Origin of the sequence: Arthrobacter sp. YAF17 (genome assembly GCF_052113365.1) — a bacterium.
Taxonomy (GTDB): domain Bacteria; phylum Actinomycetota; class Actinomycetes; order Actinomycetales; family Micrococcaceae; genus Arthrobacter.
This window is the reverse complement of the sequence record NZ_JBFRDB010000007.1, coordinates 1-21,998: the sequence shown is the minus strand read 5'-3', so window position 1 is coordinate 21,998 and position 21,998 is coordinate 1. Positions and strand designations below refer to the sequence as shown.

Genomic DNA, 21,998 nt, shown 5'->3' with positions numbered 1-21,998 from the left:
GCCCTGGATCCGCCGTGGGTGGAGGACCCTTCAGCTGTCCCGCAATACTACCCGCGGGTAGGTGCCGGTACTAGGGGCCGGTTGGCCCATAATTTCGGCCGCGATTTCCCCGACGAAGTCTCCGCCGAAGTCGCCCGGAAGCTCCACTGTGGAGGCGTGGTGGACCAGCCGGTCCCAGGCGTGGTTAATGCCGTGGACGAGCCCCAGCAGGATGTTTGCCGCAACGATCCAGGCGAGCCGGCCGACGCCCACCAGCACCAGGGCAGCGAACGACGCCGTCATCACGAACACTGTCAGTACCAGGGCAAATACCAGCGTTCCGATGAACACCAGCGTTGCTGTTTCCACTGCGCTTAGGTCGAACTGCATTCTTCCTCCTGCACCGTTGCTTCGGCTGAATCAGTAGCCCGAGCGTAGGGTGGGGGAAGAGCGCTAGCCAGAGTCGAGAGCCCGCGCCGTGGCTCTTGATACGGGATCGAAATGCTACCGGGGCGTAGGTCACGGACCGGTCGCGGAAACCTCACGGTCCGCCCGTTGCAACCGGCCCAACAGGTGAATCAGTCGTCGTCGCGTTCGGGTGCGCCCTGGCTCAGGACCTGGAAGTCGGCACCGAGCTGGACTTCAACCTGGGTGCCGTCGTTCAGCCGCACCTCCACTTCGTAGGCGGAGCCGCCTTCGTTCTCGCGTTCCACCTCGGTTACGGTGCCCTGGCCGACTTTGGCGAGGGCGGCGCTGCCGGCCTTGTCCGCATCCTGGGTGCTCAGCGCGGGCAGGTTGGAATCGTCGTCCTGCCCGGGTGCTTCGGCTGTGTCCGCCCGGAGTGATCGGTCGAGGTTTGCGGCGGCAACGCCGGCGTCCGGAAGCCGGAGCGCGGCGGTCTGGGTGCTGGCAGCAACCGCCACTGTTGCGCCGCCCAGGATGACGGCCGCCGCCGCTATCCCCGTGATCAGTACTGCTTTTTTGCTCATCGCTGGCTCCTCTCACGTGCTGTTCATAGTCTGCTCCCGAAGCGGACGGCGCACAACGATGAATGCAAACCGGGGCCTGCGTTAACCTTGTAGCTGGCAGTTTTTCCGAATCCGCTGCCCCATCCAGACCCCACGGCAGCTGAAGGAGAGTGCGTGTCCCGTTCCGCCCTGTCCTCTGCCGACGCCATCAGCGCCCGGCTCCGGGACCTCGAACTCCTCACCAAGGGTCCCGCCTGGGCGTTGACCCGCTCGGCGCCATGGGTGATCGCCGTGCTGCAGGCCTCGTTTACGAGAACCCGGCCGCAGCTTCCGCTGGAACAGTTCCATGCCGACGTCGACGCCTTCCTGGAGCAGCTCCGGCGCCAGGACCCCGGGCTGGGCGGCTCGGCCAACGGGAAGACGTTCGGTGACGAGTGGACCCGGAAGAATTTCCTGACCCGTCGGAACCAGTCCGGCCAGATCGTGTACGAAGTCACCGAACCCGCGGCCCGCGTCCTCGCGTTCCTCGACAGCCTCTCCAGCGAACGTTCCACCCTGAACGGCTCGCGGCTCGGCACGCTGCTGGGCGACGTCGAGAAGCTCGCCAACGAGACCAACCCGGACCAGAGCGCCCGGCTGGAGTCCCTTGAAGAGGAAATCGGCGAACGGCGCCAGCTGATCGAGGACATCAGCTCGGGTGACTTTGACGGGCTGCTCGACGACGATGAGGCCGTGGAGGCCGCCGGGAACATCCTGGACCTCGCCGCCAGCCTGCCCGCGGACTACAAGAAGATGCGGGACCGGATCGAAGAGCTGGTGGGCGAGCTCCGCAACCAGATCATCGAGGAGTCCCTCAGCAAGGGCGCCACCATGGCCCAGGTGCTGGAAGCGGACAAGCGGCTCCGGCAAAGTCCCGAGGGAAGGACCTTCCGGTCCTTCACGGCGTTCCTCGAGGACCCGCAGCAGCAGCTGCGCTTCCGGTCGGCGATCGGCGAGGTGCTCAGCCGGCAGTTCGCGGACGACCTCAGCCATGACGAACGCGAGACGCTGAAGAACCTGGTGGCGGAACTCCGGACCCAGCACAGCCAGATCCAGCGGATCTACGGCAAGCTCAGCGAAAGCCTCAACACCTACGTCCAGAGCGACGACTTCCGCCAGTCCGTCCGGCTCCGCAAGGTCCTGCGGGAGGCCGAGCAGGCCATCCGGTCCCTGCCGTACGAACGGGAGCGCCCGGGGCTGGTCCGCGGTCCGGTGCTGTTCAACGCCGGCTTCGAGTCGCTGGCCATGGTCAAGCTATTCGACCCCGACGAGTTTGCGGCCCCGCCCAAGCTGGCCGACCCTATTGCCTTCAGCGACTCGGACCGGGTGCGCTCGCCGCGGACCGGCAAAGCCAGCCCCGAGGCCATCCGGACCGCGTTCGCCGGCGCCACCACCCTGGCCGAGGCCTGGGCGCAGCTCCCGGACGGGGAACGCCACATCAACTCGATCCGCGCCCTGCTCTCCCACGCCCTGCACGCGGGCGCCGGCTTTGACCGCGAGGCCTGGGACACTCTCGACTTCGAACAGATCGACGGCTCCACACGCACCGCGTACCTTCCGTTGGTCACGCTCAAGAAGGACTGAAGATGACTGAAACTTCTCACGACACGCAGGCTGCTGAGCCGGAGCACGCCGACGCCCACGCGGAGCCTGAGGCCGGCCACGCCGAACACGTCCACGCCGCCCCCTTCACTGTCACGCCGAGGGACACGTTTGTCGACGGCGCGGCCCTGTTCCCGGGCGACACCGGCGTGCTTCCGATGAAGGTCCGGCAGGCCCTCGTGAAGCTCCTCAAGGGCCCGTACATCGACGGCGGCCGGGACGAAAAGCTCTGGACCACCCTGCTGGACAACCAGCTGATCCTGCGCAGCCGGCTCTCCGAACTCTTCCTGACCCTCCAACTGGACCACGAACGCAAGGTGGCAGTGCTGCGCCCGGTGGACCCCGAGGCGATCGGCGGCAGCACCCGTTCCAGCATCCTGCGTCAGCAGCGGGCACTCAGCCGCGTCGAAACCATCGTGCTGCTCCGCCTCCGCCTGCTCCTGGACCGCCACGTCACAGCCCAGACGGACCCCACCATCACGCGCGAGGAAATCGCCGAACTCGTTGCCCACTACCAGCCCTCAGGCCAACAGGACGCCCTCCGCGACTCCGACGTCGTCAACCGCGCCATCACCAAACTCCTGGCCCGCCAACTCCTCCTCACCACCGGCCTGGACGAGGTCTACACGATCTCCAACGCCCTCCCCCTGGCCCTCCCGTTCGAAAATATCGGCGACATCCCCGCCCAGATCGAAGCCCTGGTAGCCGCCTCCACCGACCAGTCCGGCACCGAACCCCTGCTGGAACTCGATGGCGACGCGGCAACTCCGGCGGAAGATGACACCGAGGGCGACCCGGACGACGACGGCTCCGCCGCTGAAGATGAACCGAACGGTGACGACTACAACGACGCCGGTGCCGATTCGGTCGCCCAAGGTGACCCGACAAACGAAGACGGTGACGGCGATGCCGCCCCGGGAGTGGCATCGGGCCTGTCGGAGCCGGCAGCATCGTCCGCAGGACGAATGCTGTCCGGCGAAGGGGCGGGGGCGGCATCGCCGTCRCCGTCGGACGCAACCACGACTGAAGAAGCCGAGGACACCAAGTGAGCATCGCGACAATGCTCCCGATGGGCGAGCTCACCAACCCCGGCCAAATGCGCCTGACCCTGGTCCAGGTGGTCAACTGGGGCACCTTCCACGGCGCCCACACGATGCACGTGGACCGCAACGGCACTCTGCTCACGGGCAACTCCGGCGTCGGCAAGTCCACGCTGTTCGACGCGATGCTCCGGGTCTTCGATGCCCGGCCGCGCTCGAACGAGGCGGCGGCCCAGCGCGCGGGCGGCGCGGTCGAGGACAAGCGGACCACGTTTACGTACATGCGCGGCAAGGTGGGGGACAAGGCCGTCGGCGAGGGCTCGGCCAGCGCGTTCCAGCGCCCGGGTGCCACGTGGTCCGCCGTCGCCCTGACGTTCGACAACGCCGCGGGCACCCGGGTGACGGTTTCGGCGCTGTTCGACCTGCCCAAGAACGGCACGGAGTCCAGCGTCGGGCGGTACTACCTGATCGACAACAAGCCGCTGGATCTCGCGGCGATCGAGGGCATCGCGGAGAAGCGCTTCACCAAGTCCGCGCTGGACACGATCTTCCCGGACGCCCAGATCTTCGACGTGCACAAGGCCTTCGCGGAGCGTTTCCGGCGCCTGCTCGGCATCAACTCGGACCAGGCCCTGCCGCTGCTGCGCGTCATCCAGGCCGGCAAGGGCCTCGGCGGCAGCGTCAACAACTTCTTCCGCGACCAGGTCCTGGACGCGCCCGCCACGCTGGCCGCGGCGGACGACGTCGTCGAGGAATTCAGCAACCTGATGTCCATCCGGCAGCGGCTGGAGGACGTCCGGCAGCAGCGCGACCAACTGGCCCCCGTGCCCGGACTGAACAAGGACTATGCCCAGTCCCTCCTCGACGCGAACCGGCTCCGGGAGCTCGCCGGCGAGGAGTTCGAGGCGTACAGGCAGCAGCTGGCCGTCACCGTCCACGAGAAAACGCTGGCCCGGTTCAAGGACCTGGCCCAGGCGAAGGCCAAGGAGCTCGGCGCCGAGCGCGGCATCCGGGACAGCCTGGCCAAGGACCTGCGCGAGCTCGAGGCGGACTACAACAACCAGGGCGGCAACGCGATCTCCGCGATCGAACAATCGCTCGAGAACGCCCGGGTGGGGCTCAAACTCCGCCAGCAGGTGGAGGAATCGGCGCGCAAGGCACTAACCGACGCCGGCCTGGAACTGCAGTGGACCGCGGCGGGCTGGGAGCAGGCGCACGAGCACGCGGCCGCCCGCTCGGCCGAACTGAAGGACGACTCGGAGGCGCTCAAGGAGCTGCGCTTCGAGGCGTTCGACGGCCACGCGACCAGGAAGCGGGAGCTTGCGGCTGCCCAGCAGGAGCTGGTCTCGCTCAAGACGCGCAAGTCCCTGCTGCCGCCGTCGAGCATTGAGAACCGCAGCGCCATCGCGGCGGCCACGGGCGTCGCCGAGGAGCAGATGCCGTTTGGCGGCGAGCTGATCGACCTCTCCGAGGGCCAGGAGCAGTGGCGGCCGGCTGCCGAGCGGGCGCTGCGCAGCCTCGCCACGACGCTGCTGGTCCCCGGCGAGCACTTCGCCGCCGTCACCCGGTACCTCAACGACCATTCCGTCCGCGGTGCGCTGCGCGCGGTGGACATCTCCAAGCCGCTTGCCGGCGGGGCGCTGGCCGTGGAGGACGTGGCCGACGGCGATCTGCTCACCAAGCTGGACATCCTCACCATGGGACCCGGCGCGGAGGCCGGGGAGTGGATCCGGGAACGGATCGCCCTCGATTTCGCCTACCCGTGTGTGGAGGACCCGGACGAGCTGGCCCGGCTGGACAAGGGCCTGAGCCTGGGCGGTGTGGTCAAGCGAAACCGCCACACCGTGGAAAAGGACGACCGTTTCACCGGCCGGCAGGACTATGTCCTGGGCTTCGACAACGCCTCCAAGCTGGAGCTCGTGGCGGCACAGGTCGAGGACCTGCAGCAGGAACTGGCCAAGGCCGCTGAACTCGCGCAAAGCCGGGAAGAATCGCACCAGGGGATGACCCGGCAGCTGGAGGCACTGCGCCGCGTGGCCGAGGACCACCGGCCCTGGGAACAGGTGTCGGCCGCGGTGGCCGCGGACGAACTCGCCCGGATCGAGCAGCGGCTCAAGGACGCCCTCGCTGCGCAGGCCGACCTTGAACCGCTGCGCGCCAACATCGAAGCGGCGCGGCACAAGCACCAGTCCAGCACCGAGGCCGCGGCCGTGCTGCAGAGCGAGTACAAGGCTGTCGACTCGCAGCTGACCACCGCCGATTCGCTGCTGGACGCCGCGCGGGCGCGCCTGGAGCAGTCGCCGCCGTCGGACGAAACGGTCACGGCGCTGGAGCCGTATCTGGCCGCCTTCGGTGGCGTCAGCGACATCCTGGAAATGCACGAACTGGACAACCTCGCCAACCAGGTCCGGACCCGGCTCCTCGCCGAGCTGCATGCGGCCGAATCCCGCGGGCAGGCCACCTCGGAGCGGCTTACCCGCATTTTCGAAGGCTTTGTGCGCGAGTGGGGAACGGCGATTTCCGCGGACCACGGCACCTCGATCGGCGCCGCGGGGGAGTTCGAGGCCCGATATCACGCCATCGTCAGCGACGGGCTGCCGGCGCAGGAGGCCGAATTCCGGCAGTTCTTCAACCAGCGCACGCACGAATCCTTTTCCACCCTGCTGCACCTGCTGGACGAGGAACGGCGCTCCATCACCAGCCGCATCCTGCCGCTGAACGGGATCCTGTCAGAGGTGAACTTCCACGAGGGCAGCTTCCTGGAGCTCGATATCAAACAGACCCTGCCCGCCACGGCGAAGCAGTTCAAGGACGCCATCCAGAACGCGCTCAAGGTCCGGCACGCCCGCCCGGGGAAGACGGTGACTGCGGCGTCCGCCGCGGCCGCCGGCCCGGACACGGACGACGACGCCGAGCTCACCACCCGCTACAAGTCGCTCGAGACGCTCGTGAAGCGGCTGGGCTCGCAGACGCCCGAGGACCGGCGCTGGCGTGCCGAGGTGCTGGACGTCCGCGGACATCTGTTCATCCAGTGCAAGGAGCACCGCGAGGTGCAGGGCCCGAAAAAGGGCTCAAAGAAGACCGAAGTCTTTATGCACGCGGACACCGGTTCCATGTCCGGCGGCGAGCGGCAGCGCTTCACCGCCTTCATCATGGCCGCCGCGCTGAGCTACCAGCTGGGCATCGCCGAGCAAGGCTTCACCACCTACGGCACGGTGATGATGGACGAGGCCTTTGTCCTTGCCTCGGAGGAGTTCGCCGGCGCCGGCATCAAGGCCCTGCATGAGTTTGGGTTCCAGCTGCTCCTGGCCGCGCCGGAAAACGTGATCGACCTGTCCCGGCACCTCGGCTCCGTCACTGAGATTCTGCGTGACAAGCGCACCAACCGCTCCGGGGTGCTCACGGCCCCCGTGATCGGCTCGCGGCCCGGATCCGAGGGAACCTGGCGCTCGGAGGCGAACCCGGTGGACATCGTCCTCCGCTGACCGGACGGCGGGCTGCTCTTCCGGCCCGCCCGCTGTTTGGCCTTCCGCAACGCGGGGTCACTTGCAGCCCAAATTCCCCGACGGGATGGGCCGCAGGTGACCCCGCGTTGCTGTTTATGCGGGGCGGTAAGTGCCGTTTTGGCAATTACGTTACGAAAGGTTTGCTTAATTAGTCCAAGGATAGGCTAGCCTTACTTAGGTTCGCATCATTGACCTAAGGAATCCCATGCCTCTCCCTACCCCGAGCACCGCCCTGCCCAGACGCCGCTTCCTCCGCGCCACGGGCCAGGCAACTGCTGTCCTGGCTGCCGTCGCCCTTTCCCTGACCGCGTGCTCCACCGGTCCGGCAAGCTCGACCGCGGCGGATGCCCCCAGCCAGTCGGCGAGTTCCGCTTTCCCGGTGACCATCAAGCACGCGTTTGGCGAGACGATCGTTAAGGAACAGCCGAAGCGCGTGGTGACCGTTTCCTGGGTCAACGACGATGTCGCGATTGCCCTCGGCGTGGTTCCGGTAGGCGTCCCGAAGAACGAATGGGGCGGCAACGACAAGGGTTCCACCCCGTGGAAGGACTCCGCCCTTGAAAAGCTCGGCGCCGGTTTCGGTTCTGACAAGGCCCCGGCCCAGTTCTCCGAGGCCGACGGCGTCAACTTCACCGAAATCGCCAAGCTCAACCCCGACGTCATCCTCGGCGCCTACTCCGGCCTGAGCGAAGAGGACTACAAGAAGCTCAGCGAGATCGCCCCCGTCGTGGCCCACCCCGACGTGGCCTACGGGACCTCATGGCAGGATTCCACCACGATCATCGGCAAGGCCCTCGGCAAGGAAGCCGAAGCCACCAAGCTGGTCGCGGACACCGAGGCCACCATCAAGGACAAGGCCGCGAAGTACCCGCAGCTGGCCGGCAAGACCTTCATCTATGGCAACCTGGACCCCGCGGCCACCGAGAAGATCGGCCTCTACACCGCCAATGACAACCGCCCCCGGTTCCTCAGCTCCATCGGCATGACGCAGGCTTCCGTCGTGGACGAAAACTCCAAGGGATCCAAGGAGTTCTACATCCCGTGGTCCGCCGAGAAGGCCAACGAACTCGACTCGGACATCTTCGTGACCTGGGTCGCCGACGCCGCCGCAGCCGACGCCGTCCGGGCCGATCCGCTGATGGCGCAGATCCCTGCGGTCAAGACCGGCGCGCTCGTCGCGGACACGGACAACACCCTGACGCTGTCCATCTCCGCCTCCTCGCCGCTGAGCCTGCCGTGGTCCCTGGACACCTTCCTGCCGCAGCTGGCAGGGGCCGCGGACAAGGCAGCGAAGTAGCCACCGGACCATGAGCCCACTTACGACGACGGCGGCCTCCGCAGCCGCCCGGCCCGCATCGGAGACGCCCGCGGCTCCGGTCGCCCCCGCCCGGGGCCCCCGCGCCTTCTGGCTGCTGGCCGCCGTCGTCGTCCTTGCGCTCGTGACCGCGGCGTCGCTCGCGATCGGCGCCCGGGGCCTGTCCCTGGAAACCGTCTGGCAGGCGCTGACCCAGTTCGATCCGGCCAACGGCGACCACGCCGTGGTCCACGCCCGGATTCCGCGCACCGTCCTGGGCCTGCTCGCGGGCGGCGCCCTCGGGCTCGCCGGCGCCGCGATGCAGGGTGTCACCCGCAACCCCCTCGCGGACCCGGGCATCATCGGCATCAACGCCGGGGCCGCGCTTGCCGTCGTCACCGGAATCTACGTGTTTGGTGTGTCCTCGCTGACGGGCTATATCTGGTTCGCGTTTGCCGGCGCCGCGGGCGCCGCGGTGCTGGTCTACCTGGTCGCGTCGCTCGGCAGGGACGGCGCGACGCCGGTGAAGCTCGCCCTCGCCGGCGCCGCCCTGAGCGCGGGGCTCTTTTCACTGATGAACGTCATCCTGGTGTCCAGCCGGGACACCCTGGACCGCTTTCGGTTCTGGCAAGTGGGCGGAATCGCCGGCCGCGACTGGTCCGTGATCCTCCCGGCCCTGCCGTTCCTGCTGCTGGGAGCCGCGACAGTGCTCGCCACCGGCCGGATCCTCAACAACCTCGCCCTCGGCGACGACATCGCCCGAGGCCTGGGCCAGCGTGTGGGGCTGGCACGCGGCGTCACCGCCCTGGGCATCGTCCTGCTCTGCGGATCTGCCACGGCGCTGGCGGGGCCGATCGGTTTCGTGGGCCTCGTCATTCCGCACGCCGTACGCTTCCTCACGGGCCCCGACTACCGCTGGATTCTGCCGTTCTCGCTGATCCTGGCCCCGGCCCTGCTGCTGGCCGCCGACGTGATCGGCCGCGTCATCCTGCTCCCGGGTGAAGTCCCCGCCGGGATCGTGACCGCGCTCATCGGTGCCCCGGTGTTCGTCTGGCTGGTCCGGCGCGGCAAGGGGGCCGGGCTATGACACTCGCCGAAACCAAAACCCCCGTTGACCTATCACTTACTGTCGCCAAAACCGCGGCTGAGCGACCAAAACTGATAGGGCAACACTGGAGGACCGCTTTCCTGGCCCTCGCCGTCGTCGCGCTCTTCGCCGCGAGCGTGCTCCTGGGCAGCTACACCGTCACCATCCCCGACTTCTTCCGGATCCTGGGCGCGCACCTTACCGGTGGGGAGAAGATCCCCGGCGCCAGCTTCATCGTGATGGAGCACAAGCTGCCGCGCGCCGTCGTCGGAACGCTGATCGGCGCCGCGTTCGGGCTGTCCGGTGCGCTGTTCCAGACCATGCTCCGCAACCCGCTGGCCAGCCCGGACGTGATCGGCATCAGCTACGGCGCCAGCGCCGCGGCGGTGACGGCGATCGTCGTCTTCGGAGCCACCGGCGCCATGGTTTCGGGGGCCGCCTTCGCCGGCGCGCTGGCCGTGGCCACCCTCATCTACGCCATCTCCCGCAGCGGATCGTTCGGTTCCGGCGGGCAGCGGGGCGACGCCGCCGGCAGCCGGCTGATCCTGGCCGGGGTGGGCATCGCCGCGGCCCTCCACGCCGTGGTGAGCTTCCTGCTGACCAGGACGGATATCCGCACCGCCGCCGACGTCCTGGTCTGGCTCAACGGTTCGCTCAACTCCGCCACCTGGGACCGGGCCGGAGTCCTCGGCATCGCACTGCTGGTGCTGGTTCCCGCCGTCGCGCTCCTGGCCGGCCCGCTGCGCATCCTCGAACTCGGTGACGACACCGCCGCGGGCCTCGGCGTCCGGGTGGGCGCGGCCCGGCTGGCCATCGTGATCACCGCCGTCGGACTCGCCGCGGCGGCGACGGCGGCTGCCGGGCCCGTGGCGTTCGTCGCGTTCCTCGCCGGGCCGATCGCGCGCCGGTTCGTCCGCAAAGCCAGCCTGCCGGCGTCGGCCCTGACCGGAGTCCTGATCGTCCTGAGCGCCGACTACGTCGCTGCCAATATCGCACCGCTGCTGCTGGACGGAACGGTCCTGCCGGTCGGTGTCATCACCGGTGCACTCGGCGCCCCGTTCCTGCTCTGGCTGCTCGTCACTTCCAACCGAAAGGACGCCTGAGATGGCAACCCTTCAGACCTCCGGCCTGACGCTGAAATACGATCAGCGGACCGTGATCGAGGGACTCAGCGCCGACATCCCCGAGGGCAAGGTGACCATGATTGTCGGCGCCAACGCCTGCGGCAAATCCACCCTGCTCCGGGGCCTCGCCCGGCTGCTTAAGCCCGCGGCCGGCACCGTCACCCTGGACGGCCGGGACATCCACAGCCGTCCGGCCCGTGAAGTGGCCCGCACCCTGGGCCTGCTCCCGCAGCACCCCACGGCACCGGACGGCATCACCGTCCGGGACCTCGTGGGACGCGGCCGCTACCCGCACCAGGGTTTCTTCCGGGCGCGGCCTGCAGGCGGCTCGGCGGAGGACGAACGCGCCGTGCAGCAGGCGATGGCCGCGACCCAAACGCTGGAACTCGCCGGACGGAACGTCGACGAGCTCTCCGGCGGGCAGCGGCAGCGGGTGTGGATCGCGATGGCCCTGGCCCAGGAAACCGAAGTGCTGCTCCTGGACGAGCCCACCACCTACCTGGACCTCACCCACCAGGTGGAGGTCCTGGACCTCATCACGGACCTCAACCGGCAGCGAGGCACCACCGTGGCGATTGTGCTGCACGACCTCAACCTCGCCGCGCGGTACGCGGACCACATCATCGCCATGAAGGGCGGACGGATCGTGGCCGAAGGAGCCGCCCGGACTGTGGTCACCGAGGAACTGGTCCGCAACGTGTTCGGCCTCGAGTCCCGGGTGCTCCCCGACCCGGTATCCGGCGCTCCGCTGATCATCCCGCTGGGCCGCCACTTCTCTGATTCCCCTCAAACCACAACCCTGGAGCTGGTCCCATGACTGCCAAGAACCACGCAACGGAACCCACCCCGGCGGCCCTCAAGAGCCCGCCAGCCACGGAACCCATGACCCTGGCCTTCGAGGTCCAGGTCACGGCGGTCCAGCAGCTCGGCCCCAACTTCCGGCGCGTCACCTTCGGCGGCTATTCGCTGCGGGACTTCGGTGTCAGCGGCAGCACCCTGGACCTGCGCATCAAACTCATGATCCCCTCGCTGGCCGCCGATGGCACCACGCTGCCGCTGCCGGAGTTCCGGATGGAGCAGACCGGCTGGTACCGCGAGTGGCTGGCCATGGATCCTGCGACCCGCGGCTCCATGCGCACCTACACCGTGCGGCAGGAACGCCTCGACGCCGTCTACCCGGAACTCGACGTCGACTTCGTGCTGCACTTTGACGACGCCGGCCACGGCGGACCGGCAGCCAACTGGGCCCTCAATGCCAAACCGGGCGACACCCTGACCCTGATCGGACCCAACAACCGGGCCGCGCACTGCGCCACGGCCGAAACCTACTCCGGGATCGAATGGCGTCCGGGCCTGGCCCAGCGGATCCTGCTGGCCGGAGACGAGACGGCCGTCCCCGCCATCAGCGCCATCCTTGAGAGCCTGCCGCCGTACGTCAGCGGCCACGCCATCCTGGAGGTCCCGGAAGCCGGCGACTTCCAGGGCATCACAACAGCCGCCGACGTCGAGATCACCTGGCTTGCGCGCGGTGCGGCGATCGGCCGGTCGCGTCCCCACGGCGAACTGCTGCAGGAGGCGGTCCGGGCCGCCGTCACGCTCCCGGGCTGGGTGGGGCTCCGCGCCACCCCGGAGCCGGCCGCCGGGCCTGAGCCCGAGGACGTCAACGTGGACCGCGACATCCTGTGGGAGACCCCGGCCCGGATGGACGCCGCTGCGATAAGCGCCAGCCGGAATCCGGACAAGCCCGCCGGGGCCATGCCGTTCTACGCCTGGATCGCCGGTGAAGCTGGGGTGGTCAAGGAGATGCGCCGGTACTTGGTGCGGGACGTGGGGATTGACCGGAAACAGGTCGCGTTTATGGGGTACTGGCGGCAGGGGAAGGCCGAGCTGTAGGCGACGCTCCCGCAGTTGTTGCTCCAACTGTTCCCGCAGGTCCTGCCGGGCTTTCGGCCGCAACCGCTGCTTTGCCGTCGCTTAGACACCTCCTGCGGCCGCGGGCGGCCTTAGTCGGCGATGCGCTCCTTTGCAAAGCACCGGCAGCGGCCTTGTGGTCGGGTCACCTTCTTGATTCGTCCGGCGCCGGACGTGTGGTCAGGTCACCGTTGCGCTCCGCCTCCGTCAACTGCAACGCGGGGTCACTTACCGCCCATAATCCCCGCCGGGATGGGCCGTAGGTGACTCCGCGTTGTTTCGTTGAGGGCCTCCTGCGGGAGTCGTGCGGTCTGCACGGCATTGTGTTCCTGCCGTTTACCCTGCTGTCCCCTGCTGGCCGGGTGGGCTGGATAGCGTGGGGCCATGGCTGAAAACCTTCTTGCCCCGGGCGCCCATGGGCGGCGGGTCTATGTTGCCCTGGGGGATTCCTTCACCGAGGGGGTGGGGGACTACAGTGCCCGGCTGCCCAACGGGGTTCGCGGCTGGGCGGACCGGGTGGCGGAGCGGTTGGCCAGGGCGGATCCGGGGTGGGAGTATGCGAACCTCGCCATCCGCAGCAAGCGGTTGCGGCACATCATCGCGGAACAGCTGGAACCGGCGCTGGCCATGGAACCGACGCTGGTCACCCTTTACGCCGGCGGGAACGACATCCTGGACATCGGCACCGACATCCACGCGCTGATGAAGGACTACGAGTTCCTCGTCGCCAGGCTGGCCGCCACCGGGGCCACGGTGGTGCTCTTCACCGGCTTCGACGTCAGGGTCTCGGCGCTGCTGGAACCCCTCAAGAGACGGAACGCCGTCTACAACCAGCGGGTCCGCGAAGTGGCGGCGCGGTACGAGGCCGTGCTGGTGGACTACTGGTGTCTCGAAGCGTTCTACGATCCGCGGATGTGGGATTCAGACCGGCTGCATATGTCCACGGCGGGCCACAAGTATCTCGCCGGCCAGGTCCTGGACCAGCTCGGGGTTCCGCACAAGGTCAAGCCCAAGGACTGGGAACCGCCGGCGAAACTTGGCCTCCGGGGCTGGGAACGCCGGCAGCGCCGCTGGGTCCATGACTGGGTCCTGCCGCTTTTCGGCCGCAAGCTCCGGGGCGTCACGCTGGGGGACCAGCTCACCCCGCGCTGGCCGGAGCCTGTCAGGGTCCCGCCAAAGGCCGGATTGAAGAAGCTGACCGCCAAGATCCCCGCTGCCTGAACTGCGTTCTTCAGCGCGGGGCTGCCGGCTCAGCTGTCCAGCAGGTTTTCGTAGCCCGCGGCCACCCGGCTCGCGTGGAACTCCTCGACGTCGAATTCGGCCACACCGTTGACATAGAACGGATCCTTGGCCAGCGAGGCATCCAGGGCGCCGCGGTCCGCGTTGGACAGTAATAACGCCCCTGTGCGCGGTATCTTCCGGCCCGCGACCAAGAAGATGCCCTGGTCGAAGGCATCCTGCAGCCACGTGACGTGGGCCGGGAGATGGAAGTCAACGATCTCTTCGGGGACCTTGTAGGTCAAGGACACAACATACATACGGTCAGCCTACCGCCTGCCCTCCGCGCACAGACGGGAAAATTCCGTCACGGAATCCTGCGAAGTTGAACCGTCAATCTTCAAGTCTCCTAGACTGTATCCATGACTGACACGCGCTGGCTGAATGCCGACGAACGCCGGGCCTGGCTGGCCCAGGTGAGCATCAACACCCTGCTTCCGGCAGCCTTGGACACGCAGCTGCACCACGCGCGCAAGCTCTCCCTCTTCGACTACAACGTCCTGGCGATGCTCTCCGAGGCTGACGGCCGCTTTTTGCCCATGAGTGAACTGGCCGCGCGCACCAGCGCCTCCCTGTCGCGGCTCTCCCATGTGGTCACCAAGCTGCAGGCCCGCGGCTGGGTGGAGCGCCGTCCGCACCCGGGGGACGCCCGGGTCACGACGGCGCACCTCACCGACGCGGGGATGGAGACCATCGTGGAGCTCGCCCCGGGCCACGTCGAGGCGGTCCGCTCGCTGTTCCTCGACGCCCTGAGCGAGGACGACGTCGCCGACCTCGCCCGGATTGGCGAGAAGATCGTGGGCCGCCTGGACAAGGACCACTGGATCCTGCGGGAAAGCAAGCAGGCCTAGCGGCCGGCCCACCGCCCCGCCCCACACGGCGTCGCCTAGTGTTGGCACTATGGAATCGCCGATCGACAGCTACCTGCGCCGGATCCACGCCGAGATCGCTGAGCTCAAGGACGGCAAGCCCTACAGCACCATCCCGGCCATGGCCAATGTCGACCCGGAAAACTTCGGCATCGCCCTCGCCACCGTCGACGGCATGGTCTACGAGATCGGGGACACCCGCGAGGAATTCACCATCCAGTCCATCTCCAAGCCCTTCACGTACGGGCTGGCCCTCGAGGACCTCGGCAACGAGGCAGTCGACGCCAAAGTGGACGTGGAACCGTCCGGGGATTCCTTCAACGAAATCTCCCTGGCCGAAGGAACGGGCCGGCCCGCCAACGCGATGATCAACGCCGGCGCCCTCACGGCCACCTCACTGATCAGGGGATCCGGCGGCCAGTCCGGTTTCAAACGGATCCTCAGCACGTATTCCGCCTTCGCGGGCCGTCAGCTCTCGGTCAGCGAGAGCGTCTTCGAATCCGAACTCAAGCACGGGCACCGCAACACGGCGCTCGCGTACCTGCTGCGCTCGTTCAACATCATTGAAGAGGACCCGACGCCGGTCCTTGAGGACTATTTCCGCCAGTGCTCCGTCCTGGTGAACTGCTTCGACCTCTCCATCATGGCAGCGACCCTCGCCAACGGCGGCCGGAATCCGCGCAGCGGCAAACAGGTGCTGGGGATCGGCCCGGTGGAACGCGTCCTGTCCGTCATGATGACCTCCGGCATGTACGACGACGCCGGTGCGTGGATCAGCAGCGTGGGCATGCCGGGAAAGAGCGGTGTGGCCGGCGGAATCATCGCCGTGCTGCCCGGCCAGGTAGGCCTGGCCGTCTATTCGCCCCCATTGGATGAGCACGGCAGCAGCGTCCGCGGCCTCGCCACCGCCCAGCGCCTCTCCCGCGACATGGAACTGCACTTCGTCCGCGCTGCCCGGACCGGCCGCTCCGCGATCCGCGCCGCCTACGACGTGACCGAGACGCCGTCGGGCATCCGACGCAACGACGAGGCCGCCGACGTCCTCCGCGGCCACGGCCACCGTGCCCGTGTGATCGAGCTCAACGGCGACCTGCTCTTCGCCGGAACCGAATCCATGGTCCGGGAGCTCAGCAGCCTTGAGGACGACGTCGAATTGGTGGTCCTGGACCTGCGCCGCACCGACCAGGTCAGCGACGTCGCCCTGCGCATGCTGGAAATGTCGCGGGAAGGGCTGTCCGGCGCCGGACGGGAACTCGTGCTGATCGAGGCCGACGGGTCGGTGGCCGAAAACCTGGGTCCGTCCGCAAAACACCCGGTGGCGTCCTTCGCGAGCCGTAACGCCGCCGTCGAATACTGCGAAAACCGCCTGCTCGAGCGCTACGGGAACCGGCTGCTGCTGCCGGACCACGTGCCGGTCACCGCGTCGCCTGCCCTGTCGCCGCTGGACGCGGCCGACGCCGCCGCGCTGGAAGCCCTCATGAGCCCAAAATCATTCGACGACGGCGACGTCATCCGCCGCGTCGGGCTGCGGTTCGGCGGGGTCTATTTCATCACCAGGGGCAAGGTCAGCAGCACCTCCCCGGGACCCAGCGCCGCGCGGGTCAAACTCAACACCCTGAGCGCCGGCATGACGTTTGGCGAACTGGCGCTGGGAAGCGGCAGCCGGCAGGAAACCACGGTCCGGGCCATGGGACCCGTGGAGCTGATGGTGCTCAGCGCGGAGGCAATTTCCGAGCTGGAAAGCACCGACCCGCGCCTGGCCATCGCCCTCTGGAAGGCCCTGACCCGGGACGCCTACACCCGTGTCGAGCAGTACCTGCGTGAATCGGCGGTCCGGATCCGCGAGTAGCGGCCGGCCGCCCGGCTTTGTTTGCTTGGGGCAACTGCTGGCAGACTGGAACCATGGATTTCACGTCCCGGTATGTAGCCCTTGGAGATTCCTTCACGGAAGGCGTCGGCGACGACGACGCCACCCGCCCCAACGGTGTCCGGGGCTGGGCGGACAGGGTGGCCGAGCAGCTCGGCGCCGCCGACCCGGGCTTCGGGTATGCGAACCTTGCCATCCGCGGCCGGAAGATCCGCCAGATCATGGCCGAGCAGATCGATGCCGCCGTCGCCCTGAAACCCACCGTCGTCAGCATCTACGCCGGCGCGAACGACATCCTCCGGCCCAAGGTCGACATCGACGACCTCCTGGTGGACTACGACGCCGGAATCCGGAAGCTCAAGGCCACCGGCGCAACCATCGTGATGTTCACCGGTTTCGATTCCCGCGGTTCGAAAATCTTCGGCACGACGCGCGGCCGCACCGCCATCTACAACGAACTGGTCCGCGGCATCGCCGGCGACCACGGCGCCCTCCTGGTGGACTACTGGCGCTTCAGCGAGTACTACGACTGGGGAATGTGGGCGACCGACCGGATGCACATGTCTCCCGCCGGCCATGCCAACATGGCCAAGCGTGTCCTCACCGTCCTGGAGCACGACCACTCGATCGATGTCCCGCCCATGACCCCGGTACCGGAACTGGGCCGGGCAGAGGCACTCCGCGCCAACGCCCGTTGGGTCCGCGAGTTCGCCGGCCCATGGGTGGTCCGCCGGGTCACGGGCAAGTCGTCCGGGGACGGCCTCACGCCGCGTTACCCCCGGCTCACGCACCTCTAGGCCCGGAATCCCGGCGTCGCGAGCAGTTCCCCGCTGCCGAGCACGGCGAGCACTTCGATTTCCCAACTGTCCGTGGCCCAGTTCAGCATCGGCCTCCCGCCGGCGACGATGGCCGTCGCCAGCACGTCCGCGGTGACAATGTCCAAGGCCGCCACCGACGCCTGGCGGAACTCGGAGCGGCGGAATTCCGTGCGTCCTACTCCGGCCCGCCAAATGTGGTCTCCACGCTCCGCGGTCCCGGACGTCGCCAGGGCGGCGAAGCGGCCCGTCCCGCCCAGGGGGAGGGCCGAGAGCAGCGCCCCGCGATCCAGCGGGTCCACGACGCCGGCCAGCCACGGTGACCCGGTTCCCGGCGCCGGCGAACCGTTCACCAGGACATCGCCCCCGGCGTTCAGGCACCAGTCCTCGACGCCGATGTCCTGCAGTGCCGTCGCTGCCTGGTCGATCGCGTAACCCTTGATGATTCCGGAGAGGTCAAGCACGCCGTCGGGCCGTTCGGGGGTGAAGAACCCCTCCGTCAGCAGCCCCCACCCAGTGGCTTCCGCAAAGCGGGCACGGAAAGGCGCCGACGCCTCCCGGAGCGTGACCTCGCCCCTGGCCAGCCGGCTCGCTTCGGAATCGGGGCGGTAGAGGCTGAACATTTCGTCCAGGCCGGCAAACACACGTTCGACGGCGGCCGTGGCGCCTTCCAGGACCTGGCCCTCGTCAGCCTGCGCTTCGCCGACCGGCACGGCGAGACTGATGACCGTCCCCATGCACTGGAAGGTCCTGCTCCTCAGGGCCGGGACGTCGGGGGCACTGCGTGCCGGGTGCCCGGCGGGCGAAGGCTTAAAGGTTGGCTGCATCGAGGGCTCCCTGAAGCGAGGTTAGATAGGCGGCACTGGTGACGGTGGCGCCACTGATCGTCTGGACCTGGGCGGACTGGGCCTTGATGACGGCGGCACGCAGCAGCGGCGCGGCCCGGTTGCTGATTTGCACGGACTTGCGGTCGTTGTCGGTCAACTGCAGCGCCGTCACGTCCGTGATCGCACCGGCCTTCACGGTGATCTGCACCTGAACGGTGCCGAAACGGGTCTGGACCGCACTGCCGGCGAACGTTCCGGCGGCCTGCGCCGCGGCCCCGGCGCTTCCGGCCGTCCCCGAGGAACTAGAGGATCCGCTGGACCCGGACGATCCGCTGGTACTGCTCCCTCCCGGACCAGACGACGTCCCGGACGCTGCCCCGGACGAGGTGGCGGCCGACGTGGCCGCCGCCGTGCTCCCCGTCTCTGCGACGTGCGCGCCGGACTGCCAGCCCGCCAGAAGGATCCCGGCGGAGGCCAATGCTGCGGAAGCCGCTGCTCGTATTCTCACCAGTCGAACCTTTCGTAGTGGAGTTGTTCTTCGCGGGCACCTGCCGCGCGGGCTGCACTGATCACGCTGCGTGCCCAGGCGTCCGGGCCGCAGATATAGACGTCGGCGTCGGCAATGTCCGGGGCGTAACTGGCCAGGCGGTGTCCTGAATGGACTGCCGGTTCCGGCAGCCAGCTGTGTTCGCCCGCGCTCCGGGGGCCGGTGAGATGGAACAGGGTCGCGCCGCGGCGGCGGCAAAGTTCCAGGACTTCGTCCCCCAGATAGAGTTCCGCCTCGCTGTGGCCGCGGAGAAGCACCGTAGCGTTGCCCGGTTCGAAGGGAGTGCCCTCCAGCAGGGCCCGGATCGGGGTGATTCCGATCCCCGCTCCGATCATCACGACGCGGTCCCGGCTGCGGGCCGCCGTGCTGAAGAGCCCATAGGGTCCCTCAATAGCCACCGAGGTCCCGGGCTTCAGCCGTGTCAGCTGCGCCGAGCCGTGGCCGAGATTGCGCACCGTGATCCGCAGCCTGCCCCGGCCCGAGGAATCGAACAGCACGGGCTCCGTGGAGAGGCTGAACGGGTGCGGATGCCACCACATCCCCGGGGCGAGGAACCTCCAGATGAAGAACCGTCCGCCGCTGCCCGCCAGTTCGTCGAGGTGGCGTCCTGTCAGTTCAATGCTGACGACGCCGGGAGCCTCCGGGACCACGCGGCTCACCCGTAGCTGGTGCCGGGCCGTGGCCACCAGCGGCTCCAGCACGCGGTAGTGGGCGAGGGCGGCGCCGGTGGCGATACAGATCGCGAGCCAGTACCAGCGCTGCCAGGTGCCCTCGGCAAAGAGGCCGCCGACGCTGAACTGGTGCGGTATCGCGGTCAGCACCGCCGCATACGTCAACAGGTGGACGACGTACCAGAACTCATACGGCAGCCGGCGTCGGACCGTCACCACAGACGTGACCACGACGGCGATGAACAATCCGATGGACACGATGGCGAGCCACATGTCGGGGACCAGGAGCCAGAGCGCCACGAGCTCGCCGACCGGATCGAGTCCTTCCGCTATGCCGTAACCGATCGCGACCAGGGCTCCGTGCGCGAGGAGCAGGTAGAGCGATGGTTTGCCGAGTTTTCGGTGGAATTCAAGGGCGCGGTCATGCCCCACCGCGCCGTCGATCAGCGGTGTGCGGGCCACCAGCAGCAACATCAGCAGGACCAGGTCCATGCCGATCAGGCCGGCGACGATCCCCAAAGCGGTGAAGGAGCCGGCGGGCGTCGAGAAGCCGGCGGCGCCGCCGTCGGCCAGCCACAGCGCCACGGCAAAGGACACCGAAGCCCACGCAATCACGGTCAGCAGGTCCGCCCGGAGCAGGCGGCTCCGGGCCTGGCGGCGGAACGGCGGCCCCACGGGAGCCCGGTTCCGCGTCGCGGGCACAGCCAGCTGGAGAGAGGAGTTCATGGCTCCACGGTCCGCCCGGCGCCTATCAATTGGCTGTGAAACCGCTAGGGTGCCGTTGTGACTTCGGTCCGGACCGGCGGGTGCCCCTTATACACCGCCGGAAACCGGATTGGCCTTTAATTCGTCAAGCTCGTAGACTTGGTAGGCGCTAGGTGGCGCGGAGCGTGTGCAATTGCTCCGGTTGGCGGGATCTGTCTGCAATATTGGCAGTCCTGAAGGCCGGTAGTTAGGGGCTCAAGTTGCGTGCACTCCTGTATTCGCCCAGCATCCCGGTACTTCGCAGTGGCTTTCCGAAAGGTTCCGCCGCCCGTGACCGTGGCCCACAAATCTTCGCCGCAGTGTTGAAGGCAGCCGGTTTACGCCGTCTGCAGCGCACTGCGGGACTATCGGAAACCTGTGGGTGCTGGATGTGAACGCCGCCTGTCGCACGGTTAAGCGGGAACTCCGCAACCGTTTCGTTTATTTTTGAGGAGAGTCGTCATGGCAGCACACTGCCAGGTGACCGGAGCCGAGCCGGGCTTTGGACACAGCATTTCGCACTCGCACCGACGCAACAAGCGTCGGTTCGACCCGAACATCCAGAAGAAGCGCTACTGGGTTCCGTCCCTGCGCCGTAATGTCACCCTGCAGGTCTCTGCACGTGGCATCAAGACCATCGACGTGCGTGGCATCGACGTAGTCGTAGCCGCCATCCTGGCACGAGGAGTGAAGCTCTAATGGCTAAGGACAAGGACGTACGTCCGATCATCAAGCTCAAGTCGACCGCGGGCACGGGTTACACCTACGTGACGCGCAAGAACCGTCGTAACGACCCGGACCGTATGGTTCTGAAGAAGTACGACCCCCGCATCCGCAAGCACGTCGAATTCCGAGAGGAGCGCTAAACACATGGCTAAGAAGTCAATGATCGCTAAGAACGAACAGCGTAAAGTCATCGTCGAGCGTTACGCTGCAAAGCGCCTCGAACTGAAGAAGGCTCTGGTTGACCCCAACTCGACCGACGAAGTTCGCGAAGCCGCTCGCCTCGGCCTGCAGAAGCTGCCCCGCAACGCCTCACCGGTACGTCTGCGTAACCGCGACATCATCGATGGCCGCCCGCGCGGTACCTTCCAGAAGTTCGGCATCTCCCGTGTTCGCTTCCGCGACATGGCTCACCGCGGTGAGCTCCCGGGCATCACGAAGTCTTCCTGGTAATTCAGCACTCCTGAAGCCAGTGGCTTGAAGAAGGGCCGGCAACCGTTTGGTTGCCGGCCCTTTTTGCCTTTAAGGCCCGACGGCGGGCGGCTGGCTTGTTGCGGGGCGGCAGTCTGGGCGCGGGCCTGTTGCGGGTGACGCACGGCACAAAAGCCGGGTGGTGTGGTTTCGGCCAGCGGGGGCTTCTTTGGGTGACTGGTTTCGGTGTGGGGGCGGGGTTTTTGGGGGTGTGGGTGGGGTGGTGGGGGTGGATTTGTGCCGGGTGCTGGGGGCGTGTATTGTTGTTCGAGTCGCCGCCGCTGATGCGGAAAGATAGCGACCGACCCCCTTCTGAACAGCCTGGAAAATGGCGCGGTTAGTTACGCGCTGATTTCGGGTGGGGATCCTGCTTGTGGAGTTGTGAGTCGCGGTAACGCTGATTTGCTTAGGCTTCCGGGTTCGGGTAAGTTAGATAAGTTGCTCCGGAGCGATCTACGGCTGAKGTTGTGGTGGTGCCGGGTGTGTCTGTTGTTTGAGAACTCAATAGTGTGCCAAGTTTGTTGATACCAATTTATTGTATTGAATTGGTTGAATTGACCAGGTTGCGCCACCCCGTGGTGTGGTCTGGTTTTTACAGCTGGTTTCAAATTTTTTTTACAGCTGGTTTCAAATTTT

General features: G+C 67.4%; 20 protein-coding genes and 1 pseudogene. 15 read left to right on the top strand and 6 right to left on the bottom strand.

Annotated elements, in window-relative coordinates:
- Positions 1–30: 30 nt before the first annotated feature.
- Both AB4Y67_RS07575 and AB4Y67_RS07570 read right to left on the bottom strand, forming a co-directional pair.
- Positions 31–369 (bottom strand): hypothetical protein, encoded by a 339-nt coding sequence (locus tag AB4Y67_RS07575; RefSeq protein WP_441405169.1) that lies wholly within the window; start codon positions 367–369, stop codon positions 31–33.
- Between the two features lie 188 nt (positions 370–557).
- Positions 558–968 (bottom strand): PepSY domain-containing protein, encoded by a 411-nt coding sequence (locus AB4Y67_RS07570; RefSeq protein WP_441405168.1) that lies wholly within the window; start codon positions 966–968, stop codon positions 558–560.
- A 153-nt stretch (positions 969–1,121) separates the two neighbouring features.
- On the opposite strand from AB4Y67_RS07570, the gene AB4Y67_RS07565 reads away from it, so the two are divergent.
- The 9 genes and pseudogenes from AB4Y67_RS07565 to AB4Y67_RS07525 all read left to right on the top strand — a co-directional run bounded on the left by AB4Y67_RS07565 (position 1,122) and on the right by AB4Y67_RS07525 (position 13,771).
- A complete protein-coding gene (locus tag AB4Y67_RS07565; RefSeq protein ID WP_441405167.1) occupies positions 1,122–2,570 on the top strand; it encodes a DUF3375 family protein in 1,449 nt (482 codons plus the stop codon).
- A gap of 2 nt (positions 2,571–2,572) precedes the next feature.
- Positions 2,573–3,403 (top strand): annotated as a pseudogene (locus AB4Y67_RS07560) (DUF4194 domain-containing protein); the annotation flags it as partial.
- 230 nt (positions 3,404–3,633) lie between these two features.
- Positions 3,634–7,113 carry an ATP-binding protein gene (locus tag AB4Y67_RS07555; protein ID WP_441405166.1) on the top strand — a complete coding sequence of 1,160 codons (3,480 nt, stop codon included), beginning with the start codon at positions 3,634–3,636 and terminating at the stop codon, positions 7,111–7,113.
- 226 nt (positions 7,114–7,339) lie between these two features.
- Positions 7,340–8,431: an iron-siderophore ABC transporter substrate-binding protein gene (locus tag AB4Y67_RS07550; RefSeq protein ID WP_441405165.1), complete on the top strand. Its 1,092-nt coding sequence runs from the start codon at positions 7,340–7,342 to the stop codon at positions 8,429–8,431.
- A gap of 10 nt (positions 8,432–8,441) precedes the next feature.
- Entirely contained in the window at positions 8,442–9,515 is a 1,074-nt protein-coding gene (locus AB4Y67_RS07545; protein ID WP_441405164.1) for a FecCD family ABC transporter permease, read from the top strand.
- Entirely contained in the window at positions 9,512–10,618 is a 1,107-nt protein-coding gene (locus tag AB4Y67_RS07540) for a FecCD family ABC transporter permease (RefSeq protein ID WP_441405163.1), read from the top strand. The genes AB4Y67_RS07545 and AB4Y67_RS07540 overlap by 4 nt, the downstream gene beginning before the upstream one ends.
- 1 nt (position 10,619) lies before the next feature.
- Positions 10,620–11,456, top strand: a complete 837-nt coding sequence (locus AB4Y67_RS07535; protein WP_441405162.1) for an ABC transporter ATP-binding protein — start codon at positions 10,620–10,622, stop codon at positions 11,454–11,456.
- Complete coding sequence (locus tag AB4Y67_RS07530) at positions 11,453–12,532, top strand: siderophore-interacting protein (protein WP_441405161.1); 1,080 nt, start codon at positions 11,453–11,455, stop codon at positions 12,530–12,532. The genes AB4Y67_RS07535 and AB4Y67_RS07530 overlap by 4 nt, the downstream gene beginning before the upstream one ends.
- A 402-nt stretch (positions 12,533–12,934) precedes the next feature.
- Positions 12,935–13,771: an SGNH/GDSL hydrolase family protein gene (locus AB4Y67_RS07525; protein ID WP_441405160.1), complete on the top strand. Its 837-nt coding sequence runs from the start codon at positions 12,935–12,937 to the stop codon at positions 13,769–13,771.
- Between the two features lie 29 nt (positions 13,772–13,800).
- Here AB4Y67_RS07525 and AB4Y67_RS07520 read toward each other — a convergent pair whose 3' ends face one another.
- Complete coding sequence (locus tag AB4Y67_RS07520) at positions 13,801–14,088, bottom strand: YciI family protein (protein ID WP_441405159.1); 288 nt, start codon at positions 14,086–14,088, stop codon at positions 13,801–13,803.
- A gap of 102 nt (positions 14,089–14,190) precedes the next feature.
- On the opposite strand from AB4Y67_RS07520, the gene AB4Y67_RS07515 reads away from it, so the two are divergent.
- From AB4Y67_RS07515 to AB4Y67_RS07505, 3 genes are read left to right on the top strand one after another with little or no spacing between them, the layout of a single operon-like run.
- Entirely contained in the window at positions 14,191–14,679 is a 489-nt protein-coding gene (locus tag AB4Y67_RS07515; RefSeq protein ID WP_441405158.1) for a MarR family winged helix-turn-helix transcriptional regulator, read from the top strand.
- Between the two features lie 49 nt (positions 14,680–14,728).
- The gene (gene glsA / locus AB4Y67_RS07510; protein WP_441405157.1) at positions 14,729–16,546 is read left to right on the top strand and encodes a glutaminase A; all 1,818 of its coding nucleotides are present in this window, start codon (positions 14,729–14,731) and stop codon (positions 16,544–16,546) included.
- Between the two features lie 53 nt (positions 16,547–16,599).
- A complete protein-coding gene (locus AB4Y67_RS07505) occupies positions 16,600–17,361 on the top strand; it encodes an SGNH/GDSL hydrolase family protein (protein WP_441405156.1) in 762 nt (253 codons plus the stop codon).
- Here the strand turns inward: AB4Y67_RS07505 and AB4Y67_RS07500 are convergent.
- The 3 genes from AB4Y67_RS07500 to AB4Y67_RS07490 form a co-directional block, all read right to left on the bottom strand.
- Positions 17,358–18,116 carry an FAD:protein FMN transferase gene (locus tag AB4Y67_RS07500; protein ID WP_441405278.1) on the bottom strand — a complete coding sequence of 253 codons (759 nt, stop codon included), beginning with the start codon at positions 18,114–18,116 and terminating at the stop codon, positions 17,358–17,360. The two genes, AB4Y67_RS07505 and AB4Y67_RS07500, sit on opposite strands and share 4 nt — an antisense overlap.
- A gap of 73 nt (positions 18,117–18,189) precedes the next feature.
- Positions 18,190–18,714 (bottom strand): FMN-binding protein, encoded by a 525-nt coding sequence (locus AB4Y67_RS07495; RefSeq protein WP_441405155.1) that lies wholly within the window; start codon positions 18,712–18,714, stop codon positions 18,190–18,192.
- Positions 18,711–20,150 carry a ferredoxin reductase family protein gene (locus AB4Y67_RS07490; protein WP_441405154.1) on the bottom strand — a complete coding sequence of 480 codons (1,440 nt, stop codon included), beginning with the start codon at positions 20,148–20,150 and terminating at the stop codon, positions 18,711–18,713. The genes AB4Y67_RS07495 and AB4Y67_RS07490 overlap by 4 nt, the downstream gene beginning before the upstream one ends.
- Before the next feature lie 480 nt (positions 20,151–20,630).
- Between AB4Y67_RS07490 and rpmB the strand changes: the two genes are divergently transcribed.
- Genes rpmB through rpsN form a run of 3 tightly spaced genes read left to right on the top strand, consistent with a single transcriptional unit; the run spans position 20,631 to position 21,344 of the window.
- Positions 20,631–20,867, top strand: a complete 237-nt coding sequence (gene rpmB / locus AB4Y67_RS07485; RefSeq protein ID WP_011693744.1) for a 50S ribosomal protein L28 — start codon at positions 20,631–20,633, stop codon at positions 20,865–20,867.
- Positions 20,867–21,034: a 50S ribosomal protein L33 gene (gene rpmG / locus AB4Y67_RS07480; protein WP_011693743.1), complete on the top strand. Its 168-nt coding sequence runs from the start codon at positions 20,867–20,869 to the stop codon at positions 21,032–21,034. Before rpmB ends, rpmG begins: the two co-directional genes overlap by 1 nt.
- A gap of 4 nt (positions 21,035–21,038) precedes the next feature.
- Positions 21,039–21,344, top strand: a complete 306-nt coding sequence (rpsN, locus tag AB4Y67_RS07475; protein ID WP_026266887.1) for a 30S ribosomal protein S14 — start codon at positions 21,039–21,041, stop codon at positions 21,342–21,344.
- The last annotated feature ends 654 nt before the right edge of the window (positions 21,345–21,998 follow it).

Coding starts and splice junctions, on each gene's coding strand:
- AB4Y67_RS07540 (WP_441405163.1), top strand. CDS start 9,512: ATGACACTCGCCGAAACCAAAACCCCCGTTGACCTATCACTTACTGTC.
- AB4Y67_RS07505 (WP_441405156.1), top strand. CDS start 16,600: ATGGATTTCACGTCCCGGTATGTAGCCCTTGGAGATTCCTTCACGGAA.
- AB4Y67_RS07575 (WP_441405169.1), bottom strand. CDS start 369: ATGCAGTTCGACCTAAGCGCAGTGGAAACAGCAACGCTGGTGTTCATC.
- AB4Y67_RS07570 (WP_441405168.1), bottom strand. CDS start 968: ATGAGCAAAAAAGCAGTACTGATCACGGGGATAGCGGCGGCGGCCGTC.
- AB4Y67_RS07525 (WP_441405160.1), top strand. CDS start 12,935: ATGGCTGAAAACCTTCTTGCCCCGGGCGCCCATGGGCGGCGGGTCTAT.
- rpsN (WP_026266887.1), top strand. CDS start 21,039: ATGGCTAAGAAGTCAATGATCGCTAAGAACGAACAGCGTAAAGTCATC.
- AB4Y67_RS07520 (WP_441405159.1), bottom strand. CDS start 14,088: ATGTATGTTGTGTCCTTGACCTACAAGGTCCCCGAAGAGATCGTTGAC.
- AB4Y67_RS07515 (WP_441405158.1), top strand. CDS start 14,191: ATGACTGACACGCGCTGGCTGAATGCCGACGAACGCCGGGCCTGGCTG.
- AB4Y67_RS07550 (WP_441405165.1), top strand. CDS start 7,340: ATGCCTCTCCCTACCCCGAGCACCGCCCTGCCCAGACGCCGCTTCCTC.
- AB4Y67_RS07490 (WP_441405154.1), bottom strand. CDS start 20,150: ATGAACTCCTCTCTCCAGCTGGCTGTGCCCGCGACGCGGAACCGGGCT.
- AB4Y67_RS07535 (WP_441405162.1), top strand. CDS start 10,620: ATGGCAACCCTTCAGACCTCCGGCCTGACGCTGAAATACGATCAGCGG.
- rpmG (WP_011693743.1), top strand. CDS start 20,867: ATGGCTAAGGACAAGGACGTACGTCCGATCATCAAGCTCAAGTCGACC.
- AB4Y67_RS07545 (WP_441405164.1), top strand. CDS start 8,442: ATGAGCCCACTTACGACGACGGCGGCCTCCGCAGCCGCCCGGCCCGCA.
- AB4Y67_RS07530 (WP_441405161.1), top strand. CDS start 11,453: ATGACTGCCAAGAACCACGCAACGGAACCCACCCCGGCGGCCCTCAAG.
- AB4Y67_RS07500 (WP_441405278.1), bottom strand. CDS start 18,116: ATGGGGACGGTCATCAGTCTCGCCGTGCCGGTCGGCGAAGCGCAGGCT.
- glsA (WP_441405157.1), top strand. CDS start 14,729: ATGGAATCGCCGATCGACAGCTACCTGCGCCGGATCCACGCCGAGATC.
- rpmB (WP_011693744.1), top strand. CDS start 20,631: ATGGCAGCACACTGCCAGGTGACCGGAGCCGAGCCGGGCTTTGGACAC.